23 protein-coding genes and 1 tRNA gene are annotated in these 24,883 nt (G+C 47.9%); 11 read left to right on the top strand and 13 right to left on the bottom strand.

From position 1 onward, the window contains the following. Positions 1-161 precede the first annotated feature (161 nt). The 3 genes from SPM24T3_RS02715 to mtfA form a co-directional block, all read right to left on the bottom strand. Entirely contained in the window at positions 162-1,430 is a 1,269-nt protein-coding gene (locus tag SPM24T3_RS02715) for an integrase arm-type DNA-binding domain-containing protein (RefSeq protein WP_009635158.1), read from the bottom strand. 161 nt (positions 1,431-1,591) lie between these two features. Then, a tRNA-Asn gene (locus tag SPM24T3_RS02710) sits at positions 1,592-1,667 on the bottom strand. 134 nt (positions 1,668-1,801) lie between these two features. Beyond that, entirely contained in the window at positions 1,802-2,578 is a 777-nt protein-coding gene (mtfA, locus tag SPM24T3_RS02705) for a DgsA anti-repressor MtfA (RefSeq protein WP_009635157.1), read from the bottom strand. Positions 2,579-2,864: 286 nt separating this feature from the next. Between mtfA and SPM24T3_RS02700 the strand changes: the two genes are divergently transcribed. Together SPM24T3_RS02700 and SPM24T3_RS02695 are read left to right on the top strand one after the other, a co-directional pair. Then, a complete protein-coding gene (locus SPM24T3_RS02700; protein WP_009635156.1) occupies positions 2,865-3,878 on the top strand; it encodes an alpha/beta fold hydrolase in 1,014 nt (337 codons plus the stop codon). 73 nt (positions 3,879-3,951) lie between these two features. Further along, a complete protein-coding gene (locus SPM24T3_RS02695) occupies positions 3,952-4,785 on the top strand; it encodes an AraC family transcriptional regulator (RefSeq protein WP_009635155.1) in 834 nt (277 codons plus the stop codon). Here SPM24T3_RS02695 and SPM24T3_RS02690 read toward each other — a convergent pair. Together SPM24T3_RS02690 and SPM24T3_RS02685 are read right to left on the bottom strand one after the other, a co-directional pair. Next, positions 4,756-5,394 (bottom strand): LysE family translocator, encoded by a 639-nt coding sequence (locus SPM24T3_RS02690; protein WP_009635154.1) that lies wholly within the window; start codon positions 5,392-5,394, stop codon positions 4,756-4,758. The genes SPM24T3_RS02695 and SPM24T3_RS02690 overlap by 30 nt on opposite strands. 86 nt (positions 5,395-5,480) lie before the next feature. Further along, positions 5,481-5,987 (bottom strand): phenolic acid decarboxylase, encoded by a 507-nt coding sequence (locus SPM24T3_RS02685; RefSeq protein WP_009635153.1) that lies wholly within the window; start codon positions 5,985-5,987, stop codon positions 5,481-5,483. Between the two features lie 124 nt (positions 5,988-6,111). On the opposite strand from SPM24T3_RS02685, the gene SPM24T3_RS02680 reads away from it, so the two are divergent. After that, positions 6,112-6,999 (top strand): LysR family transcriptional regulator, encoded by an 888-nt coding sequence (locus tag SPM24T3_RS02680; RefSeq protein ID WP_009635152.1) that lies wholly within the window; start codon positions 6,112-6,114, stop codon positions 6,997-6,999. A gap of 6 nt (positions 7,000-7,005) precedes the next feature. Here the strand turns inward: SPM24T3_RS02680 and SPM24T3_RS02675 are convergent, their stop codons facing one another. Further along, the gene (locus tag SPM24T3_RS02675; protein ID WP_009635151.1) at positions 7,006-8,637 is read right to left on the bottom strand and encodes a phosphoethanolamine transferase; all 1,632 of its coding nucleotides are present in this window, start codon (positions 8,635-8,637) and stop codon (positions 7,006-7,008) included. A 373-nt stretch (positions 8,638-9,010) separates the two neighbouring features. Between SPM24T3_RS02675 and lpxA the strand changes: the two genes are divergently transcribed. Beyond that, the gene (gene lpxA / locus SPM24T3_RS02665; RefSeq protein WP_009635149.1) at positions 9,011-9,799 is read left to right on the top strand and encodes an acyl-ACP--UDP-N-acetylglucosamine O-acyltransferase; all 789 of its coding nucleotides are present in this window, start codon (positions 9,011-9,013) and stop codon (positions 9,797-9,799) included. Between the two features lie 49 nt (positions 9,800-9,848). On the opposite strand, the gene SPM24T3_RS02660 is transcribed toward lpxA, so the two are convergent. The 4 genes from SPM24T3_RS02660 to SPM24T3_RS02645 form a co-directional block, all read right to left on the bottom strand. Further along, positions 9,849-10,871 (bottom strand): DUF2891 domain-containing protein, encoded by a 1,023-nt coding sequence (locus SPM24T3_RS02660; protein ID WP_009635148.1) that lies wholly within the window; start codon positions 10,869-10,871, stop codon positions 9,849-9,851. 27 nt (positions 10,872-10,898) lie between these two features. After that, on the bottom strand, positions 10,899-11,849 hold the full coding sequence (locus SPM24T3_RS02655; RefSeq protein ID WP_009635147.1) for a DUF979 domain-containing protein: 951 nt from the start codon (positions 11,847-11,849) through the stop codon (positions 10,899-10,901). Beyond that, on the bottom strand, positions 11,846-12,535 hold the full coding sequence (locus SPM24T3_RS02650) for a DUF969 domain-containing protein (RefSeq protein ID WP_009635146.1): 690 nt from the start codon (positions 12,533-12,535) through the stop codon (positions 11,846-11,848). Before SPM24T3_RS02650 ends, SPM24T3_RS02655 begins: the two co-directional genes overlap by 4 nt. 277 nt (positions 12,536-12,812) lie before the next feature. Then, entirely contained in the window at positions 12,813-13,472 is a 660-nt protein-coding gene (locus tag SPM24T3_RS02645; RefSeq protein ID WP_009635145.1) for an epoxyqueuosine reductase QueH, read from the bottom strand. Positions 13,473-13,626: 154 nt separating this feature from the next. On the opposite strand from SPM24T3_RS02645, the gene SPM24T3_RS02640 reads away from it, so the two are divergent. The 5 genes from SPM24T3_RS02640 (at position 13,627) to dsrB (ending at position 17,447) form a co-directional block, all read left to right on the top strand. Beyond that, positions 13,627-14,637 (top strand): AI-2E family transporter, encoded by a 1,011-nt coding sequence (locus tag SPM24T3_RS02640; protein WP_009635144.1) that lies wholly within the window; start codon positions 13,627-13,629, stop codon positions 14,635-14,637. A 218-nt stretch (positions 14,638-14,855) separates the two neighbouring features. After that, positions 14,856-15,914: an NAD(P)-dependent alcohol dehydrogenase gene (locus SPM24T3_RS02635; protein WP_009635143.1), complete on the top strand. Its 1,059-nt coding sequence runs from the start codon at positions 14,856-14,858 to the stop codon at positions 15,912-15,914. Positions 15,915-16,069: 155 nt separating this feature from the next. Continuing rightward, entirely contained in the window at positions 16,070-16,417 is a 348-nt protein-coding gene (locus SPM24T3_RS02630; protein ID WP_009635142.1) for a hypothetical protein, read from the top strand. A gap of 422 nt (positions 16,418-16,839) precedes the next feature. Next, a complete protein-coding gene (gene cspE, locus SPM24T3_RS02625; RefSeq protein ID WP_009635141.1) occupies positions 16,840-17,052 on the top strand; it encodes a transcription antiterminator/RNA stability regulator CspE in 213 nt (70 codons plus the stop codon). Positions 17,053-17,252: 200 nt separating this feature from the next. Then, positions 17,253-17,447: a protein DsrB gene (gene dsrB, locus SPM24T3_RS02620; protein ID WP_009635140.1), complete on the top strand. Its 195-nt coding sequence runs from the start codon at positions 17,253-17,255 to the stop codon at positions 17,445-17,447. A gap of 82 nt (positions 17,448-17,529) precedes the next feature. On the opposite strand, the gene rcsA is transcribed toward dsrB, so the two are convergent. Further along, positions 17,530-18,156, bottom strand: a complete 627-nt coding sequence (rcsA, locus tag SPM24T3_RS02615; RefSeq protein ID WP_009635139.1) for a transcriptional regulator RcsA — start codon at positions 18,154-18,156, stop codon at positions 17,530-17,532. 402 nt (positions 18,157-18,558) lie between these two features. Next, on the bottom strand, positions 18,559-19,983 hold the full coding sequence (locus SPM24T3_RS02610) for a pyridoxal-dependent decarboxylase (protein ID WP_009635138.1): 1,425 nt from the start codon (positions 19,981-19,983) through the stop codon (positions 18,559-18,561). Positions 19,984-20,473: 490 nt separating this feature from the next. Between SPM24T3_RS02610 and SPM24T3_RS02605 the strand changes: the two genes are divergently transcribed. Next, a complete protein-coding gene (locus tag SPM24T3_RS02605; protein ID WP_009635137.1) occupies positions 20,474-22,129 on the top strand; it encodes a glucan biosynthesis protein D in 1,656 nt (551 codons plus the stop codon). A gap of 979 nt (positions 22,130-23,108) precedes the next feature. Here SPM24T3_RS02605 and SPM24T3_RS02600 read toward each other — a convergent pair. Continuing rightward, on the bottom strand, positions 23,109-23,288 hold the full coding sequence (locus SPM24T3_RS02600; RefSeq protein WP_009635136.1) for a hypothetical protein: 180 nt from the start codon (positions 23,286-23,288) through the stop codon (positions 23,109-23,111). 451 nt (positions 23,289-23,739) lie between these two features. Between SPM24T3_RS02600 and SPM24T3_RS02595 the strand changes: the two genes are divergently transcribed. Continuing rightward, positions 23,740-24,837 carry a glycerol dehydrogenase gene (locus SPM24T3_RS02595; protein ID WP_009635135.1) on the top strand — a complete coding sequence of 366 codons (1,098 nt, stop codon included), beginning with the start codon at positions 23,740-23,742 and terminating at the stop codon, positions 24,835-24,837. The last annotated feature ends 46 nt before the right edge of the window (positions 24,838-24,883 follow it).

Here is a 24,883-nt window from a genome sequence, read left to right as displayed (position 1 = left end):
TTCTAAATGATAAGCGGACCTAACACTTTCGATTCACGCAGGTCAATTCGGTTGAAGATGCTCATAAACGGCTTAACAATTTCTTCGAGTTGAAGCCAGAAAAATGCCGAATCAGTACCAGACTGATACGGCTATTTCTGTGGTTTATTTTGTCAGAAGGGTTATCCCATTGTGCAACTGATTTCCTTCCCACAAATATAAGGTGGAGCATACGCTTTCCGGCACATATCCAGATAATCCGACCACCATTGCATCATCGCTTTACGGGCATCGAGATATTCTGCTTTATGGATGTAAGCCGCTCGAACGCTGTTACGCTCCTGGTGACTCATCTGCCGTTCAACCGCATCCTGTGCCCATAGGCCAGACTCCATCAGGGCACTACAGGCCATTGCCCGTAATCCGTGGCCGCAGATTTCATTTTTTGTGTCATATCTCATCAGGCGCAACGCCTTGTTGACGGTGTTTTCACACATTGGCTTATACGGATTATGGTCACTGGGGAATATCAGCACGCGATGCCCGGATATTTCCCGTATCTGTTTCAGAATAGCGATGGACTGACGGGAGAGTGGAACGATATGTGGTGTGCGCATTTTTGCACCACGCCCAGAGTAGCGGACACCAGGGATGGCCTCGCGAGTGGCAGGAATGGTCCAGATTCTATTTTTGAAATCGATCTCAGACCAACGGGCGAAACGCAGCTCGCTGGAACGGATGAATAGGTGAAGGGTGAGTAATACGGTCAGACGGGTTAACTCTCGTCCTTGCTTGTAGTCCTCAATGCGAGCCAATAGTTCCGGTAGCCGCTCCAACTGAAGGGCAGGGTAGTGACGTTTAACTGGAGGGGAGATTATACCCTCCAGATTTGCCGCGGGATTGTGCTCTATCAACTCCTGATGTACGGCATGACGCATGATGTTGCACATATGCTGCCGGGTACGTGCTGCGACTTCCAGCAGACCTTTTTTCTCAATGCTTTTCAGCAGGTCGATAAAGTGACGAGGTTTCAGTTCAGCTACCGGCAAGTGTCCAATCACAGGAAATATATGATTGTTCATGCTGGCAAGCAGGCGGGATGCGTGGTTCTCAGACCATGTTCGGTTGCTGTTATGCCAGTCCAGTGCCACATGTTTGAAGGTTTCTTCTGGTGTGGAAGTGGTTCTTTCAGCAGAGCGCTGTTGTGCTGGATTGATATTTTGCGCGAGGAGTTTACGGATACCATCACGCTGTTGACGAGCATCAGCCAAAGACACGTCAGGGTAGGCACCTAAGCCAAGGCGAGATTCTTTTCTATTGATACGATATTTGAGATACCAGAGACGTGAACCGCCTGGATTAACCAACAGGTACAGACCATGGGAATCGGAAATTTTGAAGGGTTTTTCGGATGGTTTTAAGTTGCGGATTTTTGAATCGTTAAGAGACATTTGGGGGTCACTCCGTCATCGAACCAACATGACCCCAAATCTGACCACCAAATTCTCCCGATGCAGAGGGAAAACTAAAAATGCATCGGGAAGATTTTTCGCGCTAACTTATTGAATCTAAATCACATAAGGATTCGCAAAGAGGCATGAAAACAAGAATTTGGCTCCTCTGACTGGACTCGAACCAGTGACATACGGATTAACAGTCCGCCGTTCTACCGACTGAACTACAGAGGAATCGTGTGAACGGGGCGCATCATATCCAGAGAGAGATAGCGTGTCAACGCGAAATTACGCCTTGGCGTTCGACTGCTCATCTACTGAACGATATTGATGAAATAACGCCTTTTTCAGCCCTCGCTGCTGAAAAATCAGCAGTCAGCAATCTTGCCGCGAGCTTGTCGCATCAGCGGGTCCTGTTTGTAAAATCGGCTGAAATGGCCGTAAACCAGGGGGAAGCGTTGCGAAAGTAGCTCCGGTGCGCTAAAAAAATATTCCGATAACACGGCAAAGCATTCGGCGGGGTCAGTGGCGGCATAGGCGTCCATGCTGGCGGCCTCTTCGCCCACCATATCGATTTCGTCTTGCAGATTTTCCATTGCTGCAAACAGGTCGTGCTCCCAGCAGACAACCTCTCGCAGAGGAATTGGCGGTATGCCGGTTGCCTCACCGCCATTGCGGATATCAAGTTTATGAGCAGCCTCGTGGATAATTAGATTGAAGCCGGACTTATCGAAGGAGTCTTGCACGTCAATCCAGTTCAGCACAATCGGCCCCTGATCCCAGCTTTGCCCCGACTGCACCTGGCTGCCTGAATGAACAATGCCGTTTTCATCCTGCCATGGAGTATCAACAATAAAGGGGGTCGGGTAGAGCAAGATTTCATGAAATCCGTCGAGCCATTCCGCGCCCAGCTCCATCACCGGTAAGGCAAACAACAGGGCAATCCTGGCTTGCATCATTTCATCAAGTGAGACGTCTTGCAGCTGGAGCAGTCTTTTTTGCTGTAAAAGTTGACCGGCAACGCGAATAAGTCGCTGCTGTTCATGGTGATTTAAATCCGATAGCAGCGGGATCTCAAGAGCCTGTTGCCAGACTTCGCTTTTATCGATTTTTAGTTGGTTATTTTTCCATGGCCATTTGATCATCTTTTTGCTCGCAAAGTGTGAACATTCAGTCGGTTATAATTAACGCATGTCCAAAACCCGAAGAATGGTACCAGCAACCGCAGCTTATGCCACTTGAGCGTTCATCTTATCAAACGTAGCTCACGTTAATGTTGCTGTCGTGAGGAATTCTAAAAATTTCTTTTAACTAAAAGGCTGTGGATTGATGAATATATAATATGTCACTCTTTCTGATTCAATCCTGAAAACAAACCCATTATTATTTCCACTTAATGCCGTATCCTGGCAATTTATCAGGGATTATCAGATGCTCTTTTCAGTAAAAAAATTACTCTCCGTTTCTCTACTTGCTGTTGCTATGACTTCTGGTGCTGCGGTTGCGGCTGACGCACCAAGCTACGGTCCGCAGTTGCAAGGCTTTGATTATCCTTACCCGTTGCAGCATTTTTCTTTCAATTCTCAAGGTACTCCGCTGCAAATGGGGTATATGGATGTTCAGCCGCTGGGGAGGAAAAACGGTCAGACCGTGGTGTTGATGCACGGTAAAAACTTCTGTGGTGCAACCTGGGGTGGCACCATCAAAGCTCTGCTGGGGCAGGGTTATCGTGTGGTGGCTCCAGACCAGATTGGTTTTTGCTCCTCGACTAAACCTGAGCATTATCAGTACACTTTCCAGCAATTGGCCACTAATACCAACGATTTGCTGAAAAGTTTGAAGATTAATAAAGCGGTAATTGTCGGGCATTCTACCGGTGGAATGCTGGCAACGCGCTACGCGCTGATGTTTCCACAACAGGTTTCAAAACTGGTGCTAGTTAATCCAATCGGTCTGGAAGACTGGAAAGCCAAAGGCGCGCCTTACCGTACCGTTGACCAGTGGTACGATCGCGAGCTTAAACTTTCAGCAAAAAGTATTCACGATTACGAGTTGAAAACTTATTATGTGGGTAAATGGAAGCCGGAATACGATCGCTGGGTTGACATGCTGGCAGGTCTGAATGAAGGTCCAGGACACAAGCTGGTGGCCTGGAACTCGGCGCTTATCTACGACATGATATTCACCCAGCCGGTGTTCTATGAGTTGAAAAACTTGCGCGTGCCGACCACGTTAATGATTGGTACGTCAGACACGACGGCAATCGGCAGCGATATCGCCTCTCCGGCGGTTAAAGCGCGTTTGGGCCACTACAATGTGCTGGGCAAGCAGGCCGCGAAATTAATCCCGCACGCTAAACTGATTGAATTCAAAGGACTAGGCCATGCTCCGCAAATGGAGGAGCCAGAGAAGTTCAATCAGGCGCTGTTTAAGGTCTTGCGCTAATTATTCACGTCCTTAGGGGATCTGCTGAGTTGGGATCCCCTTGTAGCAACACTTTCAAGTTGAGGAAAGCAAAGTGACTCTCCAATCCTCAGAATGGTTTAGCCGCAACGGCATTGAATGTTCGCGTATTAAAGCGAGCCAATCCTGTTTCCCGAAACATACTCATGATGAATATGTCATCAGCGCCAACCTGAGTGGTACCGAAGAGATTTGGCTCTCTGGAAAAGTTTCTACGGTGAATAGGGGGCAGGTTACTTTATACAACCCTGGTTCAATTCAATCCTCACGTTTTGGAAATGAAAGTGTTGAATTTATCAGCGTGCATCTTTCTCAATCATTGCTTAAAAGCGTGGCTGAAGAGGGTAATCTGTCAAGTCAGCATGGCGCGCCGATACTGTATGAAGGCGTATTCGATAACTCGATTCTGTTTAATGCGATAGGTCGCTATGCGGTTTCTGCTCGTCATTGCGATAGCGACGCCCAGGAACAGGAGCTTATCAGGCTGTGTGGCGAGCTGATTGATTCGCCAATCATGCCTGAAGGTGACGAGGAGCAAGCTATTAAAAGAGCCGTTGAGTATTTACGCGAGCATCTCAACATAAGACCTAAGTTAGAGGTTTTAGCGGGAATTTCCGGGCTGAGTAAATATCACTTTGTGCGTCGTTTCACGCAATATACGGGCATGCCGCCTCTGCAGTATCATATGCAGCTTCGCTTGCTCCGTGCGCGACATCTTTTGAGAAACAATGTCCATCCAATAGATGCGGCCAACGCATTAGGTTTCTACGATCAAAGTCATTTTATTAACTCTTTCAGGAAAATGATGGGCACAACGCCTCAACATTACTCTTCTCAGGTCGGCTCTTTTGTCGCTGTATCAGGTTGCAATAAATTCTCGATACCCTGAAACAATGACGTAGAGGGCAAAGTAGCTAAAAATTATTGCCGAAGCGATATAGGAATACTTAAGCAAGCGGTGGCCAAGCAGCTTGCCGCCAAAGCTGCCGACCAGGCAGAGCACGCAGGTCCAGAACACGCCAGCAATAAAAAACCCACCCAAAAACTGTGATGATGCCGTGGCGTTTTGATGGCCCATGCGAGAAATCAAAGCCCCTCCTACAGTGGCGAACCACAAAATTGCCGTTGGCGAGGACATGGCCAGCAGCAGCCCACGGGTAAACTCGCGCAGCAATGATCGAGGCTGATGTGCTTCGTTGACGTTGAGTTCAATTGCCTGACGCACGGCAGCAATAATCATTTTGACCGCAAACCACACCAGCATGGCCCCGCCGCCAATCCACAGCACCCAGCGCACGGCTGCAAATTGCAATAACACCGCCATGCCAGCCAGTGCGAGCAGGGCGTAGATGAGATCTCCTACGCAAGTACCGATCCCGAGCCAGAACCCGTGTAAATAACCGCGCTGCATAGCCAGAGTGATCATCGCAATGTTGGCAAGGCCAATATCAAGACATAAAGAAAGGCTTAGCAGAAAGCCATTGGAAAACGGCAGCATAAAAAAGGGCCTCAATGGTTATTAAGGCCCCTAATTAATCATGTCAGGTCATTCTTGTATTGGAAGGAATTGCGATGTTTAGGAAATTAGCGCAAATTTTCAGGAAAATTTTTCGGTAACTCGCTGGCGGCGCAGTTAATCACCTCTTCATTATTCGCACCACAGTCGCGCACGAATGTAATGGTGGCGAACTCGTCAATCACCTCAGTGGGATAGGCCGGTCCGGCATCGCGATAGGCTTTCATCTGCGGAATATGTTCATTCTGGAAGCAGACGGTTTTTTCTGGATTATTCATTACCCAGCGAGGGAAGAAAATTGTGCCGTGAAACACGTTATCGCCTAAATTAACAATCAAACTGACATCAGTCCCGGTCGGTTCGGTCCATGATATTTTAAATACCTGCCGGGCAACGCGAACAATATACGCCTGCTGGCCTTTGACCCAGCGGTTGCCAACTATGCCGCTGTGGATGCGGTAGTCTATAGTTTCGGCATTTTTGACGTATATCTCGTAATTCCAGCCGTTATCATAGGTATAGACTACATGTTTGCCGATAAACTCGCTTAAATCTGATTTATCAAAACTGCTCATCTTTAGCTCCTTGAGGATGTACAAACCGGTAGCGGGTGCGATATCCCTACATTACTCCTTGCAAATTCGATTGAATAACGCTGATATGTGATGATAACAATCTAATAACTAGATGGATTGGATTATGGAATTACCCCACACCACGCTGGAACAATGGATCGTATTACAGACGGTCGTCAATGAAGGAAGTTATGCTCAGGCTGCAGACGTGCTCTACCGCAGTCAGTCTTCGGTAAGTTATGCCCTCGCCAGTTTGCAACAGCGGTTGGGATTGCCGTTATTGCAGATCGTGGGTCGAAAAGCCGAGCTGACGGAACAGGGGCGGGCATTACTTTCACAGGCTCAACCGCTAATTACTGCTTTTGCCCAGCTCGAGGCGCGAGCCGTGGGGCTTCGGCAGGGAGTTAAAACGCAAATTAGCCTGGTCGTAGATGCGGTGTTTCCGAAAGAGAATCTTTTTTTGTCACTTCAGGTTTTTCAGCAACAGTTTCCAGATACTCGGCTTCAGCTCACTGAAATCTTGCGTAATGAAACCGACCGGCAATTGCAGGAACGCGCCGCTGATCTGTATATCACGACTCAGCCCGCCGAGAATGCGCTTAACAGCCGCTGGCTGATGGACGTCGATTTTGTGCCCGTTGCGGCCCGCGAGCATCCTTTGCTGTTAAAACCCGACACGCTGACCCACGCTGAATTAGCGCATTATCCTTTGATCACGCTGGTGGATCGCGATTCACAGCGTGATGAAAAACGTAAGGCCTCTCAGACGGTTAACTGGAGTTTTACCACTATAGAAACCGCTATCGAAGCGATTGTTCATGGCGTGGGGTATGGCTGGGTTCCGTTGCATGTGGTGCAACAGCGTATTAATAGCGGAGAGTTGGTGCGTCTGCCGTTAGGGGAGCGTGCAGTAAGAAAAACTGCACTTTATCTGACATATAACAGTGAACAGCACAGCTACGATCCGACGCTCAATGCTTTGGTCGCAGAGCTTGAGCGCCGGAAAGATTAAGGCCTTTTATTGCGCCGTTTTACAGGTTTTAAAGATATCAAGCGTAGGGTCGATCACCGAAGTTTTCACGTCCATTGCGTCAAGCACGGTATGGAACAGATTATCCTGTGAGTAGTCGTTTTTCGCGGCCTGCTCTTGTAAACAACTCAGCGAAAGGCCCTGTGCAGCAGTGTATTGCGGCGATAGCCAGAACATCATGGGAACATGAGTTTGCTGTGGAGGTGCTACGCGGTACGGCGTGCCGTGCAGATACAGGCCGTCTTCACCCAGAGATTCACCGTGATCGGACAAATAAATCATCGCGACGTTATATTTGTCCTGATACTGCCTGGCCTTGGCAATCACTTGGGTCAGCACGTAATCGGTGTAACGCACGGTGTTATCGTAAGTATTAACCAGCTGTTCGTGAGTACAGTTCTGAATGTCGCTGCGCTCACAGTCTGGTGTGAAGAAACGGAAATTATCCGGATAACGGCGGTAATAAGCCGGGCCGTGGCTGCCAATCAGGTGCAGGCCAATGAGTTTATTTTTGCCATCATCGATGATTTTAGCGTCTAAACCTTCCAGCAAGGCGGCGTCATAGCAGGTTTCACCATCGCAATATTTGCCGTCTTTAGTGGTTGGAATGGTGACATTTGGCACACGATCGCACACGCCTTTACAGCCTTCGTCGTTGTCTTTCCAGTAAACCGACACGCCAGCACGTTGCAGAATATCCAGGAAACTGTCGCTGCTGTGGGCTCGGTCATTATCGAAATCGACACGTTTCATATCCGAGAACATACAAGGCACGGAAACCGCGGTTGCGGTGCCACATGAGCTAACGTGATTGAAGAATACTACATCAGGCGTTTTCTGCATGAAGCTGTTGGTTGGGCGATCGTAACCATTATAAGACTGGTTTTGAGCACGGCCGGTTTCACCTATCACCAGGAACATTAGCGTCGGTTTCTGACCCGGTTTTTGCACCAGTTTGGCGTCGGTGCCGACTTTCTCATATTTCAGCGGCTTGACCAGATACTTGTGATACAGGTATTGCCCGGTGCTGTAGAGGTAGTTAGTTGGCAGGATTTCGACGTTTAGTGTCCGATTGTTACGGCCAACCGAGGCGTAATCTTGATAATACTGGCTCGCGACACCGGCAATAATTGCCAACGAAACAATCATCGAAGCAATGCGAACGCCCAGGCGTTTTATTATCGTCTGGTTATATTTGATAGGCACCAGGAACAGTAATATGGCCGGTAATACACCGGTAATGACAAACCAGGAGATCACCGAAAAGTTTAAATATGAGGACGCTTCGCTTTGCTGAGTTTCGAAAATGTTTTCAATCATTCCACGGTCAAACACCACGTGGAAGGTCAATTCTGAATAAGACGCCAGTCCACTGGTAAGCAATAGAAAGATAAAGAAAATTTTGAAAATCGGCTTGAAGGTAAATGGCGTGAATACGAAGTTCAACGCGGCAAAAAGAACGACGGGAATAGAGAGCGCGAATCCAATTTTATAAGCCGACAGGGCATGTAATATGTTGTAGAAGTGCAGAAGAACCGGGAAGTTAACGATAAAAGTAAAGTACAAACTAATCAACAATGTCAGCCAAAAGTAGCTGATTTTAGGGATAAAGTTGCGCAATGTAGGCTCCAAAAAACACGAATTGGCAACGTGTGCCACAAGAAAGAAACAAATGGAGATCCCTTAAAGATCCCTCAAGGCAATATAAAGCGACATATCATGGCCCCTCAATCTGAAGAAAGCCTTAATTTTTTAATTTTAACATCAGTATTGGTAGCCGAGTACACAGTGTTTTTGTTCCCAAAGGTAAATTTTTTTAAGATTGTGAAGTTAAACAACAGAGAGAGCCTGACAGTCACATCGGCGGTTGTTTTATTAAACTCAAAGCACAAAAAGTTCAAAAAATAAATAAATTAAACAATGCTGGGTTGTAACACCTTTTTATCTATTCTGCTTGCATTGATATGCCCGTTTTTCACTAAGGTTCTGTGACTTGATCCATTCTTCGGCTGTTATCGCAAGAAACAGTATTATTGAAAAAGGTGCCATCATCGGGGCCAATGTTCGTATCGGCCCTTTTTGTTATATCCAGTCAAATGTCGAGATAGGCGAGGGGACGGTTATCCTTTCTCATGCCGTGATTAATGGCCATACCCGCATTGGTCGCGAAAACATCATTGATAGCTATTGCTCACTCGGTGAGATTAATCAGGATTTAAAATACGCGGGCGAGGCGACCCGTCTTGAGATTGGTCATCGTAATCGTATTGGCGGAAATGCGACTTTTCATCGCGGAACCGTGCAGGGAACCGGTGTTACGAAAATCGGTGACGACAACGTTTTTATGGAACAGATTCACCTCGGCCACGACTGTGCCGTTGGCAACTTTACGCATTTTGGCCTGGGAGCCGTTCTGGCAGGTCACGTAGAAATTGATGATTACGTTCAGCTTGAACAGCAAGCGGCGGTGCATCAGTTTTGCATAATCGGCACTGCTGCGAAAATTTTGGCCCTGTCATGTGTGGTACAGGATATTCCGCCCTTCTTCTGCGTAGAAGGTAACCGCTGCCGACCGATTGGCATTAATGAGCAGGCTCTGGCGCGGCTGGTTGACCAAGCCCCTTTGCGGCAAATTATTCTCAACCTTTATCAGCGTATGTATTATTGTGGTGAGGCTCTGGAAACCGTGCGCGAAGAAATCGTCGAGTTGCAGCGCGAGTATCCTTTATTACAATGCTTTGAACACTTCTTTGCTCGGTCTAAGCGTGGTGTCACACGTTAGCCTGAAAATCTCTCTGCGAAAGTAAGCTGTCGCAGAGAGAGGAAAAAACTTACGCTTCTAATGCCAACAGAGCAAAGGTCGCCAGCCAGTGCTCTCCGGCATAATCACTATCAAGATGATCCAGCGCGCTGGCAAGATGTTGACTGGCCGAGGCATTGAGCAAAGCAATACGTGGATCACCTGCCGGTAACGCTGCCGCCAGCGACCGCTGACACCAGGCGCGACTGAGATTTAAACCATCCAGATGACCTATCTTACCGTCGCTGCGGTCGGTAACCGTGGCCGGAGTAAACAGTGTCTCGGGCTTGCCCTGCGCCAGATGCGGTAAAAATCTACCAAACCAGGTGATAAAAGCCTGCGGGGCCAGTACCCGCCGCATCAGCTCTGCCTCCATCAACGATGGCGATAAAAACTCATCACCACCGGGCTCCCACGCCTGACAGTTGACGTCTTCCAGATGCCAGCGCAAAGCCGTTTCTTCAATCATTCCAGCCAGCTTTTTTCGCGAGGCGCTGCGGGCATAATCGAGTGCCAATGCTAGCGCAAACGCGGTGTTAAAATGGCTACCCACTCGCAACGGGTAAGTCGCTTTGGGCAAAAACTCACAGAAGCTTTTTACAAAAAATTCGGTCATGGGTGCCAGCGTTTTTGCCCAGCCTTTAGCCTGTGGCAGTGACATACCTGCCAGCTGTTGGCTCAACGCCAGAAACCACGCCCAGCCGTAAGGGCGTTCGAAACCGCTGTGCTGTTTTTGCTGCAAATAGTGCATTTCGCCCGCGACGTTTTCCACAGTAAAATGTGCTTCAACGACGGCAATGATTTTGCTCGCTTCCGGCAGATCGGGATAGCTATCGAGCAAACGCAGCAGCAGCCAATAGCCGTGCACGCAAGAGTGCCAGTCGTAACTGCCGTAAAAAATCGGATGTAGCGCACGCGGCCCCTGAATATCGGCCGAACTCGCCATGGCGTGAGTCAGTTTGTTGGGATATTCGCGGGTGAGATGGTTTAAAGCCAATGAGGCAAAACGCGACGCCATTTCTGGCGTCGGTTGCAGGTTGGTTTGCTCAGTCAAATTATAGTCCCCATGAATGTTCGGCTATCAAAAGCGGAAGACAAAGAAATACATAAACGCGGTGTTGACCAGCAGCAGCAAAATACCAGTCAGTGCCTGAGCCTTGATAACCCCATGTTTGTCTTGCAATTCCAGCAGTGCGGCCGGGACAATATTGAAGTTGGCGGCCATCGGCGTCAGCAGCGTACCGCAGAAACCAGACAGCATGCCGATTGCGCCCATAATCGCCGGATTGCCACCTAACTGATGCACGATGAGCGGCAAACCGATACCCGCCGTCATCACCGGGAACGCTGCAAAACCGTTACCCATAATCATGGTAAATAGTGCCATACCAAAGGTGTAGGCGATCACAATAGCCAAAGGTGAACCCATCGGGATCACGTCTTTAACCAGATTGGCGACGACACCGCCAACGCCCGCCAGCGCAAACAGTCCACCCAGCGCCGCCAGCATCTGCGGCAGAATAGCCGCCCAACCGACAGTATCCATGATTTGCCCACCGGCTTTAATCGCTTTTAACGGCGAATCACGCAGCATCAGCAAGGCGACGACAAATGCCACGATAGTCGCCAGCACCAGCGAAATAAGCGTGACATTTTTAGCTTCTACCAGCGGGGTATACTTCAGCGTCAGTGTGCCGACGAGTGTCAGGACTGGGATAAGCAGGGCTGGAATAAATAATTTGTTGCCGAAACGTTTGGCATTGGCTTCACGCCTGACCGCGACCTCCGGTTGGTCAGCATCGGTCTTCCCTTTGCCCAACTGGCCTGTTCCGGCGATTACTGCCAGCAGGATCGCCATACAGCCGGTCACAAAATGCGGTAACTCGGTGCCTATCAGAAAGCTGACTGCGTAAACGCCCCAGAACAGCGCATTCACGTAGCGTTTAGGATTGGTATTGTCGCGCAGATTAAAAATAGCAAAAGCTGCAAACAGCAGACCGGCAATAAAGTAAACAGTGTTTAAAGTAATCATTTACCGACGCTCCCTTGCTGCGCATCAAAGCGTTTGGCGAGTGAGCGGTCGAGCAACCAAAGGCGAATAAAGTGAATAATCAATGCTGCGATGGCAGTGGGGATCGCCCAAACAGAAAGATGCAGCGGTTCGACAAACACGCCATTTTGGTCGAGGAAACCTTTAATCAGCAAAATTGACTGCACGGCGATAAAAATATCCTCGCCGAAGAACACTGCAACGTTGTCTACCGCCGCAGCATTGGCGCGGATTTTTTGGCGCACGTCGTTAGGCAAATCACCGTATTTGGTGACGGCGGCCGCTTCAGCCATTGGGGCAATTAGCGGGCGAACCATCTGCGCGTGACCACCAAGTGAGGTGAGACCTAGTGCGGCGGTCATCTGGCGGATAAAGAAATACATCATCAACACGCGACCTGTAGTGGCGGCGTGGATTTTGGAAATCAGATGTTTGGCCTGTTCACGCAGGCCGCTGCGCTCCAGAATGGCGATTACCGGTAATGTGAGCCAGACAAGCCCCATGTAACGGTTATCGATAAAAGCTTTACCAAAGGCGCTGACGATTTCAACGGTGTGCATGCCGCCCGCTAAACCGGTTGAGATCCCGGCGATGGTCACAACTAATAGCGGATTAAACCGCAGCGCAAAGCCAATCACTACGATTGGTATGCCAATAAGAACCCACATTTTATATCCCCTGTTTCTGAATGTTCATTGCAAAATGAATAAGGTGTTTGAACTGTTTTATTTCATATCGATTTGATTTATTGGAATATATTTTTCATTAAATTTTTTAATAAAAAAAGCATATAAAACAGTAAGTCCGGAAAGTAACAAGCAGCAACGACTTAAGCAAGTTTCAACCAAGTAAAACTCATACGAATTAATGATATTGAGGAGGGGATCATAAGATAGGGGAATAACCCGGCCAGAAACCGGGTTGAAAGTAGGGCATTATTGACGATTATTGGTCGTCTTCATCACCATAATACTTAACGCCGAGCTTAATCAGCGGACGGCCTTGCTCCTTGCGGTGCAGGTTGGTATCACGCAGTGAATAAACGCAACCGCAATATTCTTGCTGGTAAAAGTGCTCACGTTTACTGATTTCGACCATGCGCGCCGCGCCGCCTTTTTTCCGCCAGTTGTAATCCCAATACACCATGCCGGGATAAGGCGCAGCAGAGCGCTCTCCGCAACCATTGATCTGCTTCATGTCTTTCCAGCGCGAAATACCCAGCGAGCTGGAAATAGCGGTGTAGCCATGCTCAAAGGCATAGAGTGCGGTGCGTTCGAAGCGCATATCAAAGCACATCGTGCAGCGGATACCGCGCTCTGGCTCTTTTTCCATTCCGCGTGCACGTTCGAACCAATTATCGGTGTCGTAATCTGCATCAATAAAGGGAATATTGTGCTGTTCGGCAAAGCGAATATTTTCTTCTTTGCGCAGCAGATATTCTTTCTGCGGGTGAATATTGGGATTGTAGAAAAAAATGGCGTATTCGATGCCGGAAGCTTGAATGGCCTCCATGACCTCTCCAGAACAGGGCGCGCAGCAGGAATGCAGCAACAATTTACTGTGGCCGGGAGGAAGCGAAAGTTTTTCACGAATAAGTTCGGTCATTAGTTGGCCTGTTGGTTCACGTTACCAGGGTAATGATAGGGAATGAAATTTCCTTGTCAAAAAAACAGCGGATCTATGCCATTGAAACTTCGGTGCTATGATGTTGTTAAGGGCGGGAAACAAACCCGCGTTTTATCAAAGTAAGGACGCAGCAATGCAAATAATGAGACCGCATCATATCCGCTGGTTGAGCCTGTTGATTATTATGGGGGGGCTTATCCTGGTTCTGCCGCTCCATCTTTTGGGATGTCTTATTTCCGGTTTTATCGTTTATGAACTGGTTAATGGGCTGACGCCTTATTTTCAGAAAATTATTCGCGGCGATCGTGCCCGCTGGTTGGTAGTGGCGCTTATCAGCACCATTGTGGTCAGCCTGCTCATATTGGCAGTGATGGGGATTGTGACCTATCTGTTGCACGATGTGCGCAACCCTGAAGTATTTAATAACAAGGTTAGCCAACTGTTAAGTGACGCGCAGAGTCGGCTGTCACCGGTGATGCTGCACTATCTGCCAGCCAATCTTGAGGAACTGCAGCGCGAGTTTATTCAATGGATGCGCGAAAACGTGACTATGCTGCAAACGGCGGGTAAAAATGCGGCTCACACATTTTTAACCATGCTAGTGGGGATGATCCTCGGGGCGATTATTTCACTCCAACACAGTGGGGGAGAGGATCAACACGCGCCGCTGAAAAATGATTTGGTACAGCGCATGCGTTTGCTCAGCCAGTCATTTCGCAACGTGGTGTTCGCACAGTTTCAGATATCACTGATTAATACTGTGCTGTCTGCGGTGTTCCTGTTTGGCGTGCTGCCGCTGTTTGGCATCCACCTGCCGCTGTCAAAAACGCTGGTGGTCTTTACCTTTGTCTGTGGCCTGCTGCCGGTAGTGGGTAACCTTATTTCCAATACGGTAATTTGCATCGTGGGGCTTTCATTATCACTATGGGTTGGCGCTATCGTACTGGCTTACTTGATTATTATTCACAAAGTTGAATATTTTCTTAACGCGCGGATTGTCGGCACCAGCATCAATGCCAAGTCCTGGGAAGTGCTGCTGGCGATGCTGATTTTCGAATCGGCTTTCGGTCTGCCGGGCGTAGTGGCGGCGCCGATTTACTATGCTTATTTGAAAAGTGAATTGAAAGCCGCAAGGCTGATTTAATCCCCACTCGCCGAGCGTTGCCTATAATGTCTGGTGCCATGCTCGAGCCTGCTCGTTGCATAGCACTTAACCATAAATCCTGAAAAAAACAGGTTTAGGCAAGTACTCGCGAGGATCGTTATAACGATATTCCTTTATTTCCCTGCATACTTTACCTCGGTGGCGTTCTGGTGAGCGCTGCCCGTAATACTTTCGTTTACCCCTCAGGAGAAAAACAGATGACTCTTAACGTCCGAGGTTTTGCCGCCCAGTCCGCAGAGACTCCGCTGGCACCCCATAACTTTGTCCGCCGCGACCCACGCGATAATGATGTTGTTATCGACATTAAATACTGCGGCGTTTGTCACTCAGACATTCATCAGGCGCGTAACGAATGGCATCAGAGCGTTTATCCGCTGGTTCCTGGCCACGAAATTATTGGCCACGTGACGCACGTAGGCTCTAAAGTCACTCAATTCAAAGTCGGCGATTCCGTCGGTGTGGGTTGTATGGTTGACTCCTGTCAGCATTGCGAAAACTGCGAAGCCGATCTCGAGCAGTATTGCCTTGAAGGCGCAACCATGACTTACAACACCCCGGACCGTCATGACCATATGATGACCTACGGCGGTTATTCCGAGCAAATCGTAGTATCCGAGAACTTTGTTCTGCGCGTACCAGAAGCTCTGGATTTCAAAGCAGCGGCACCTCTGCTGTGTGCGGGTATCACGACTTATTCTCCTTTGAAGCATTGGGGCGTTAAAGCGGGCCACAAAGTTGCTATCGTAGGTTTGGGTGGTTTGGGTCACATGGGCCTGAAATTTGCTCATGCGATGGGCGCAGACGTGACTCTCTTCACGCGTTCCGCGGGCAAAGAGCAGGAAGCACGTCGCCTGGGAGCCAACCACGTGGTGCTGTCCACTGATGAAAAACAAATGGCAGAAGTAAAAGGCCACTTTGACTTTATCCTCGACACCGTTCCACATCAGCACGACCTGAACCCATACCTTGATACCCTCAAGCGTGATGGTGTGCACATCCTGGTTGGCCTGATTGAGCCAGTAGAGCCTGCGGTTCATGCCGGTAAACTTATCATGGGTCGCAAAAGCCTGGTGGGTTCACTGATTGGCGGTATCGCTGAGACTCAGGAAATGCTCGATTTCTGTGCCGAGCACAACATTGGTTGTGACGTAGAGATGATCAAGATGGATGAGATCAACGAAGCCTACACTCGTATGCTGAACAGCGACGTTAAGTACCGTTTCGTTATCGATATGGAGTCTCTCAAAAAGGCATAACCCTTACAGGTTAAACATTTTTTGAGATTTCAAGCGCCTGTCTGACGTATTAGACAGGCGCTTTGCTGTTAAATTTCACCTTTCCCCGCGTTGCCGACTTCTCGCCTTGTTGTCTCAGTGGTATTCTTCTGCTTTCGCCGAGCGAAGGAAAATCAGTGGCCAAGAATTTTGATGAACTAATCAGAGATATCGATCTGATTATTGAACATGTTGACAGTCTGAAAAATCTGCCACCGCGTGAACAGCAGACCCCACAGAAGCCACCCGCCGAGAAGCTGGCATATGATTCGTTCTCAGAAATCTATGCGCTCAAGGCGGTAATGAGGGCGTTTATTTCTTCTGTTGATACCATCGTAAAAGTGCAAATTGCCCACAAGGTCGAGCAGGACATCGGACATCTTGAAAATCGGGTACGCTCAATCGGTGGCGACAGCGCAAAGGCTGAAGATCTGGAGCAGATAACCGCCTATGTGCGACACGCGGTGTCGGAGATAATGGAATAGGTTTTGTGTAGCAACTTCCTGACGCTGAATGCTTTTCTCACCTTTTTAAGACAGAGAAAAGCATTCAGCGTTTTTTAATTTCATTTTTTCATAACACTTTTTACAGCAACTTATTTGAAAACAGGGACATAACTGGTGATTTATCAAGCTAAGTGCTGGTTAGTTCGACGATTTAGGGTGATTGCTACCAGTTACTGTCAAAAAGAGTTGCTATTAGTGAGCAGTCATGAGTAAATAGCTCTCGGCCTGTGGTACAGACCTATTTATGCACGACATCCTGAGTAAAGTGGTTCAAATTTAATGCGTTATCCTTGATAACACTGATCTGACGAATTTCCTTCTTAGTGCCTCCATAAGTAACGACTGAAATCCGGCTATAACATGCCCATGGTGGCAAAATTTATATTTAAAAGGTAATTCGCATGTCAAATTTGATGAAAGGTCAAGTTAAGTGGTTCAACGAGTCTAAAGGCTTTGGCTTCATCACTCCTGCAGACGGCAGCAAAGATGTATTCGTACATTTCTCTGCAATCCAGGATCAAGGTTTCAAGACCCTGGCTGAAGGCCAGAACGTACAGTTCTCTATTGAGAACGGTGCTAAAGGTCCGTCAGCGGCTAACGTTACCGCTATCTAATCTCTCTTATTCGCTGTTTACAGCGTGTAAAGAAGATTACTAAAACCCGCTAAGGCGGGTTTTTTATTGCCTGTAATTTCTCGTTTTTTATATATTCCTCGCCAATTTTTGCTCTTCGTCATCTTTTGACCCTCGTGTACTAGAATAAAATACAATAAAGCCCCAGCAGACGCTGTAAACGCTCATCAGGATGTAAAGACATGAAGGTTGACGATCTGGTTACAGTTAAAACTGACGGCGGCCCACGCCGTGAAGGCAAGGTTCTGGCCGTTGAGGCATTCTATGAAGGGGTAATGTATCTGGTGGCGCTGGAGGACTATCCAGCCGGTATCTGGTTCTTTAATGAGACACAGAGTAAGGATGGGACTTTCGTGGAGCCGAGAGAGGCTCTCTAAGAGTGCGGCAATAACTTGTGCTTAACGGGAGAAAGCTCCCACTGATGTATTAATCCCTACAGTGGGAGCCGTTAAAAAACACTCAACTGACATATATTCCCTCGGTCAATGAATCACTCAATCGTACAACATGATAAATAATGTGTTTGTTCTGAGTTTTGATTTTTCTTTTTATGCTGCCCTTGTAAGACGACACTGTTTTAACCTTAATGCGCAATTTATCAGAGATTTGAATAGTGCCTTCCCCTGACATCCACATTTTAAGCATGTTTGACTCACTACGGCTAAGCACCACCGGCGAATCATCAAACAGACTGCTTCCAGAACCTGCCAAATTGTGTTGGCAAATATGATGGCTTAACAGCTGGTTGAGAGAGGTCGTTTTGATCGACTTGGAGGTAATAATCACATTCTTACGCACAAAAACGTATTCCTCAAAGTGGTTCCTGGTGCTAGACATAAAAATAACAAACAAACATTCGGGGTGTTCGCCGATAAGACTGCGTATTTTACTGCAATTTTGTGACTGCGGTGACAGACAGGTTTCGTTGATAAAAACAAATCCAGGCTGCAGTTGCTCACAACTAATTTTAAGTTCATCGAGGTCGTTGGGGTAACTGATATCCCTAGTATTGACGCCGTTCACATCCAGCGAATGAATTAAACCCAAACGAGTGAAGCGACATAAATCGAGGATTATTGTCTGCATAGTTTAGTTCCTTATGGACATCCATGTACTGCATTTGATTTTAGGTTAGAGGGATGAATGTCTTAAGACGAGTAAATATAAGCCCGTCTTGCGTATCCTTTTTGCTCTTAAAATGGACGAAATACAAAGGGAATTTTTTTTAGTAAACCAGTTAACCGAGATCATATAAATTTAGCTTATGGAATTTAAAATGACGGGAAGATACCGGGGGGACTATATCGTTACTGAACATTAACGATTGCCTACACATAGCAATTTAAACCACAATTAAACAAAATTAAAATAGTTGTTAAAAGTTAGTTACAGCGCTATCTGTTAGTTTAGTTAATAAAAATTATTCACAGATCATCTGCTCTCTCTCAACGGTGTTAAGGTTAGTTAACACCGCTGAGAATCGTGCCTTTAGAGCTCTTGGCGGCAGTGAGCCATAGACTCAAAAGCTTTTTCGATGTCTTTTTCTTCTGTCATCCAGTTGACCAGCGCTGCGCGAATGCCGGGCTTATCATTTAAGGAGGTGGCCGTACAGCGAACAACGCCTGCCTGATCGAGCTTCTTAAGGAATTGATCCCGTTTCGCGCGCTCGTTTGGCGTATCATCCGCGCTGTCGAGAGCAAAACACACCACGTTCAGTAATACCGGCGCAAGCAGAGTGAATCCGGCCGCCTGCTCAAGTTTATCGGCCAATTTGTAAGCCAATTCAACGTTACGCTCAACGATTTCTGCGATCCCACTGCGACCATACGCCTTTAGCGCCATCCACACCGGCAGCGCGCGAAAGCGCCGGGAGTTCTCTGGCGTCAAGTGCAAGTAGTTGTCTGGCCTGACACTGGGAGGTTCAAGATAGGCAGAATGATTTTGGAAAACCTGTACCTGCAAAGCTAAATGTTTTTCAAGGGTGAATTGAACCGCGCTGTCATAAGGCACATTCAGCCATTTATGAGCATCAATGGTGATGGAATCAGCCTGCTGCCAACCATCAAGAAGCGTGGCGTAGCGGGGAGAAGCGGCGGCGATACCGCCAAAGGCCGCATCGACGTGTAGCCAGAAGCCAAACCGTTCGCGCAACGCCAGTAAAGCGGGCAGGTTGTCGAAAGCCACAGTATTGACCGTTCCTGCACTGGCCAGTACCAGCGTAGGCAAGTCGGTAGCAGCCAGCAGAGCCTGCTCGAGCGCTTTGGGGTCGATAGCTTCACTTCCAGGTAAAGTTGCCACGCTGACCAACGCATCGCGGCCAATACCCAGCATACTTAATGCTTTGATGCTGCTGGAGTGGGCCGCCGCAGAGATAACCCTGATTGGCCCCAAAGCATGCAAACCCTGCTGTGCAACATCTACGCCACGCTGTTGCCCCAACCACTGGCGGGCGATGGCCATGCTCACAAAGTTGGCCATCGTCGCGCCACTGACGAATGAGCCACATTGATTATCCGGTAAGCCCAGCAACTGCCTGAGTTGTCCGATGGTCGCCAGTTCAATCGCCGACGACACAGAATCAAAGGTGAGTTGAGTATTCTGATCGATAGTACTGACTAACCAGTCGGCAGCCAGGGCGGCAGGCGTAGCCCCACCTGTGACGAATGCAAAATATCGCGGACCGGCGCTGGCAGAAAGCCCGGCCGAGTAGTCTTGCCAGAATTGTTCAACCGCTCGCTGTGCGCCGACGCCTTGCTCTGACAGTATCTCGTCACCGGCTTTGAGCTGTTGGTAAGCTGAGGGCGCGCAAGCCGGCAGTATCGGTAATGCGTTCAAATGCGTTAATGCAGTATCACAAGCTTGTCTAAGTATTTCAGGTAAATGTTCTAAGTCATGTTGCAAGAGGGGATGCATAAATAACGTCCTGATAAAGTTAGGATTAGCGGTCAGGATGACTAGAATCTACGCTAATGGATTTATGCCGGAAGTAAAAACGACTTATTTTCATGTTGGCTGTAACAATGAAGGTAATAAAAGCTTACAGATTGCGACCGTATTGCGTGAATCAGCATCAAATTAGATAAAGCAGCTATTAGCAGAATGCTCTTAAAATTCAATGAATCCGGCCATTAATTCGCCGCTTGTTTACCGGTTTTTGACAGATGCCGATTTTATCCGCAGCCCCCGCCAAATCTTGTTCTGACGAGCCCGGGCGCGGCAATGTTGCAAGTACTTTTTTAGCTGAATGCATTCAATTTGTGGTACTCGTAATGTGAATTTTAAGTTAGCCTTGTGGTCGTAATTTTTAACACCGACTGCATGCTTCCTTAAATGTTTGAGTTTCTCACATCACAGGGCGCGGTCGGGTTCATACACTTGCTGAGCCAAAGGAAACCCTTCCGGCATGGAACGTAGAGCATTTATTAAAGCTTCAATGGCGTTTGCCGCCTATTGTGGTGTGCCTGCCATGGCATCACTGTTCACCGGTTCGGCTGAGGCTGCGCAGGGAAGTGTGGCCGACGGCGGTGCGTCCTCCTTCGACTTCTCCGTGTTGCAGAAAATGGCCGCGTCACTGGCGAAACAGCCTTATGGCGGCGCACCTGAGCCTTTGCCTGCTACCTTGGCGAACCTTACGCCTCAGGCTTACAACAGCATTCAATACGATCATACCCATTCTTTATGGCACGATATTCCTAACCGCCAGCTTGACGTAGAGCTGTTCCACGTTGGGATGGGCTTTAAGCGCCGAGTTAAAATGTTTGCTCTTGACGGTGACAAACACCAGGCGCGTGAGATCCATTTCCGCCCTGAATTGTTTAACTATCACGATGCCGGAGTGGACACCAAACAGCTGGAAGGTAAATCCAACCTTGGTTTCGCTGGTTTTAAAGTCAATAAAGCGCCTGAACTGACTTCGCGTGACGTGGTCTCTTTCCTCGGAGCCAGCTATTTCCGCGCTGTCGATGACACCTACCAATACGGTTTGTCTGCTCGTGGCGTTGCAGTCGATACCTTCACCAACCAACCTGAAGAGTTTCCTGATTTCGTTTCCTTCTGGTTTGAAACTCCGAAAGCTGATTCGACGACCTTTGTGGTTTATGCCCTGCTGGATGGCCCAAGCGTGACCGGTGCCTATAAATTCACTATCCATTGCGAGCCGACTCGCGTGGTAATGGAAATCGATAAACACCTGCATGCCCGCAAGGACGTTAAGCAGCTCGGCATCTCACCGATGACCACCATGTTCAGCTGTGGCACCAACGAGCGCGGCCGCTGTGACACTATTCACCCGCAAATTCACGATTCCGATCGTCTGGCGATGTGGCGCGGGAACGGTGAATGGATCTGCCGACCGTTAAACAATCCTCAAAAGCTGCAATTCAATTCTTTTGCGGATGAAAATCCAAAAGGTTTCGGCCTGTTACAGCTGGATCATGACTTTAATGATTATCAGGATGTGATCGGTTGGTATAACAAACGTCCTAGCCTGTGGGTTGAGCCGAAAGGCAACTGGGGCAAAGGTTCGGTTAACCTGATGGAGATCCCGACGACCGGGGAAACACTGGATAATGTTGTTTGCTTCTGGCAGCCGGAAAAACCGATCAAGGCCGGGGATTCACTAGACTTTAGCTATCGTCTGTATTGGAGCAATGAACCGCCGGTCCGCAGCCCAATGGCAAAAGTGCTGGCAACTCGCACTGGTATGGGCGGCTTCCCGGAAGGATGGGCGCCGGGCGAACATTATCCAACTGTGTGGGCGCGCCGCTTTGCTATCGACTTTGTTGGCGGTGAACTGAAGGCCTACGCTGACAAGGGTATCGAGCCGGTAATTAATGTGTCTTCTGGCAAGGTCAGCAGCATCGAAATTCTTTACGTTCAACCGTTTGATGGCTATCGAATTTTGTTTGACTGGACACCAACCAGCGACTCGGTTGAGCCGGTAGAGTTGCGTATGTTCCTGCGTTCGCACGATCATGCGCTGAGCGAAACCTGGCTTTACCAGTATTTCCCGCCAGCGCCGGACAAGCGTAAGTACGTAGACGACCGTCAAATGTCATAATTGAGTTTGAAACTGGAAAGTTTCTGGTTCTAAAGGGGATCTTGAAACTGGAAAGTTTCTTGTTCTAAAGGGAATCTTGGAACTCGAAAGTTTCGGGTTCTAAAAGACGTTAAAATCGGCCATGGGAGAAATATTATGGTCGATTTTATTTTTTAATTTCAAATTTTCTTTTTTAAATTCAACTTCTTAAATTCAAATTCAAATTCAAATTCAAATTCATGCGCTTCGCTTACTGGGTTGCGACCCAGACACGCCCAAAGGGTATTCCAAGGCAAATACCCTTTGGAATCCCGTGCCTTTTAGTGTTGTTTACACGTACGGCACCAGTCGATGAGTTTATTTCAGTGGCATTCGTGTATGGCGTTGGTCGCGCCGCTACGCGGTTCCTTCACGTCGCTCGAAAGCCAAAAACGTCTTTCTCTCCTCCGTTCAGCGCCGCCCTGATGCCGCCAATTTGGGCATCTAAATAAAAACCGGCAACTTGAAGTTAGGTCAAAAGATTTTTCTTCAAGAAAAAGACTTTTCTTTAAAGATGACGTTCTGTGGCGGCTTCTTAAGCAGTTAATATTCTGTTTTTTCTAAGTTAAAAAACGCATGCAAAAATTGAATTTAACTCCGAACAAACTTAAAAGATGTGGGTTGAGGGATCGGTTTTTGACTGCTGTAGAGTTGCCGGTTTTTCTTGTTAGCTACTATTGGCGGCCTCAGGCCTACGCTGAGCGAGGGGAAGGGAGACGTTTTTGGCTCCCGACTGAGTGAAGGAAGCCCGAAGGGCCGTGGCCAACGCCACGCGTGGGGGTAACTGAAACGATCTCCTTTTTTTGCACTAATCTAGTCGCGAGGGATAAAACGCGGGAGTCCAGAGGGCGCGCGTTTATGCGCCTTCTGGCTGGTCTGGGCCAGCGCCCAGTAAGCGAAGCGCATGAACTGCACAAAACTGAATTCGGCTCAGTCCAGCCAAAACTTCCCCCTGCATAAATTAAAAAGCTTTTGCCATTAATCCGTTTTTTACATCGTGACCCAGCTTGAGCAAGTTCTCAAAAGACTGCTCGGTTTTCTTGAGCTGTTCCATGAATTCCTGTGGCGTGAAATCATGTGCTTTGCTGCTCATATAAGCCAAGGCGAGTTCTTTGGAGTGATAGCGTTGAAAGTTATACATAAAAATCCTTAATAATCATTTAAGTAAAAGATAGCTGACAACGTGCTTACTTATGCAACTTACTATCTAGCGGTCAATGGGCTTATTTTTACGGATTATGCTTATAAGGTAAAAGCGTTTTCATTGATAGATTTGATAGCTGAAATTAAGCAAACTTTAGCTATTTAAATAAATAGTAAGGAATCAGTGGGCAAATAAATGAATAAAACCAGGAGATAGTTAATATATTGTTAATATTGATCTAGAAATGTTGATCCAAGTATTAAGTTAATTAGTTGAGAGAGGTTGCTATTACAAACTGTTGATACAAATGAAATAACTGCATTGATTAAAAATGCGATATCTAAAAAAGTGTAATGAGTTTAATACCATGCGGGACTAAGCTTAAAGGCAGGATATTTAGCAAGACCGATTTACCTATCATAAAAATTCCACTACTGAGGTGTTAATTATGAGTAAATTTATCTTCTCGTCTCCGCGTAAGTATGTTCAAGGCCGTGGTGTGCTCGACGATCTTGGCGATTATTTACCTGCGTTAGGCGGTAAATCTCTGTTGATTGCCGATGAAATGGTCTGGAGTATTGTTGGTAGCCGTGTCAAAGCCTCGCTGGACAAGGCCAACGTTGATTTTCATTATCAGCAGTTCAAAGGCGAAGCCTCAACCAATGAAATTAATCGATTGATAGAACTGGCACGCAAAGAAGGTACCAAAGTGGTGGTCGGGATCGGCGGTGGCAAAACTCTCGATACCGCCAAGGCGATAGCCGATGAGCTAAAACAAAACGTTGCCATCGTGCCAACTGCGGCTTCAACCGATGCTCCTTGCAGCGCACTTTCAGTGATTTACACCGACGACGGCATTTTTGACACTTACCGCTTCTACGATAAAAACCCCGATTTAGTGCTGGTAGATACCCAAGTCTGCGCCCAGGCTCCTGTGAGGTTATTTGCTTCCGGGATCGCCGACGGTTTGGCAACTTTCGTTGAAGCTCAGGCCGTGCTGCGCTCGCACTCATCTTCCATGGTAGGGGGTTCGCCTACCATTGCGGGTATCGCTATTGCTGAAGCCTGTGAAAAAACCCTGCTGACCTACGGCTACAGCGCCTATACCGCCGTTGAACAAAAGTTGGTAACGCCGGCGGTCGAAGCCGTGGTCGAGGCGAATACTCTGCTTTCAGGCCTCGGCTTTGAAAATGCCGGACTCGCAGGCGCACACGCCATCCATAACGGTTTTACGGCTATAAAAGGTGACGTACACCATCTCACCCACGGGGAAAAAGTTGCCTATGGCACCTTGACGCAAATGGTTCTTGAGCAGCGCCCTGATGAAGAAATTGCCAAATACGTTCGCTTCTATCGCTCGATTAATATACCGACTACCTTGAAAGAAATGCATCTCGAAAAAGAAAGCTACGAAAATCTGGTCAAGGTCGGGGCATTGGCGGGCGGCGAGGGGGATACGTTAGGGAACCTGAATCCTAATCTTTCGGCAGAAGACGTGGCTAACGCGATTTTAGCGGTAGATGCGTTTAGTAAAACAGTGAAGTAATTTTACTCGCAAGTCGCCCGCCATTGCCGGGCGACTATCTGAACAA

The organism is Serratia sp. M24T3 (assembly GCF_000257645.1).
Classification (GTDB): domain Bacteria; phylum Pseudomonadota; class Gammaproteobacteria; order Enterobacterales; family Enterobacteriaceae; genus Rouxiella.
Note: the sequence above shows the minus strand (reverse complement) of the source record. Positions and strands in the feature narration are given on the sequence as shown.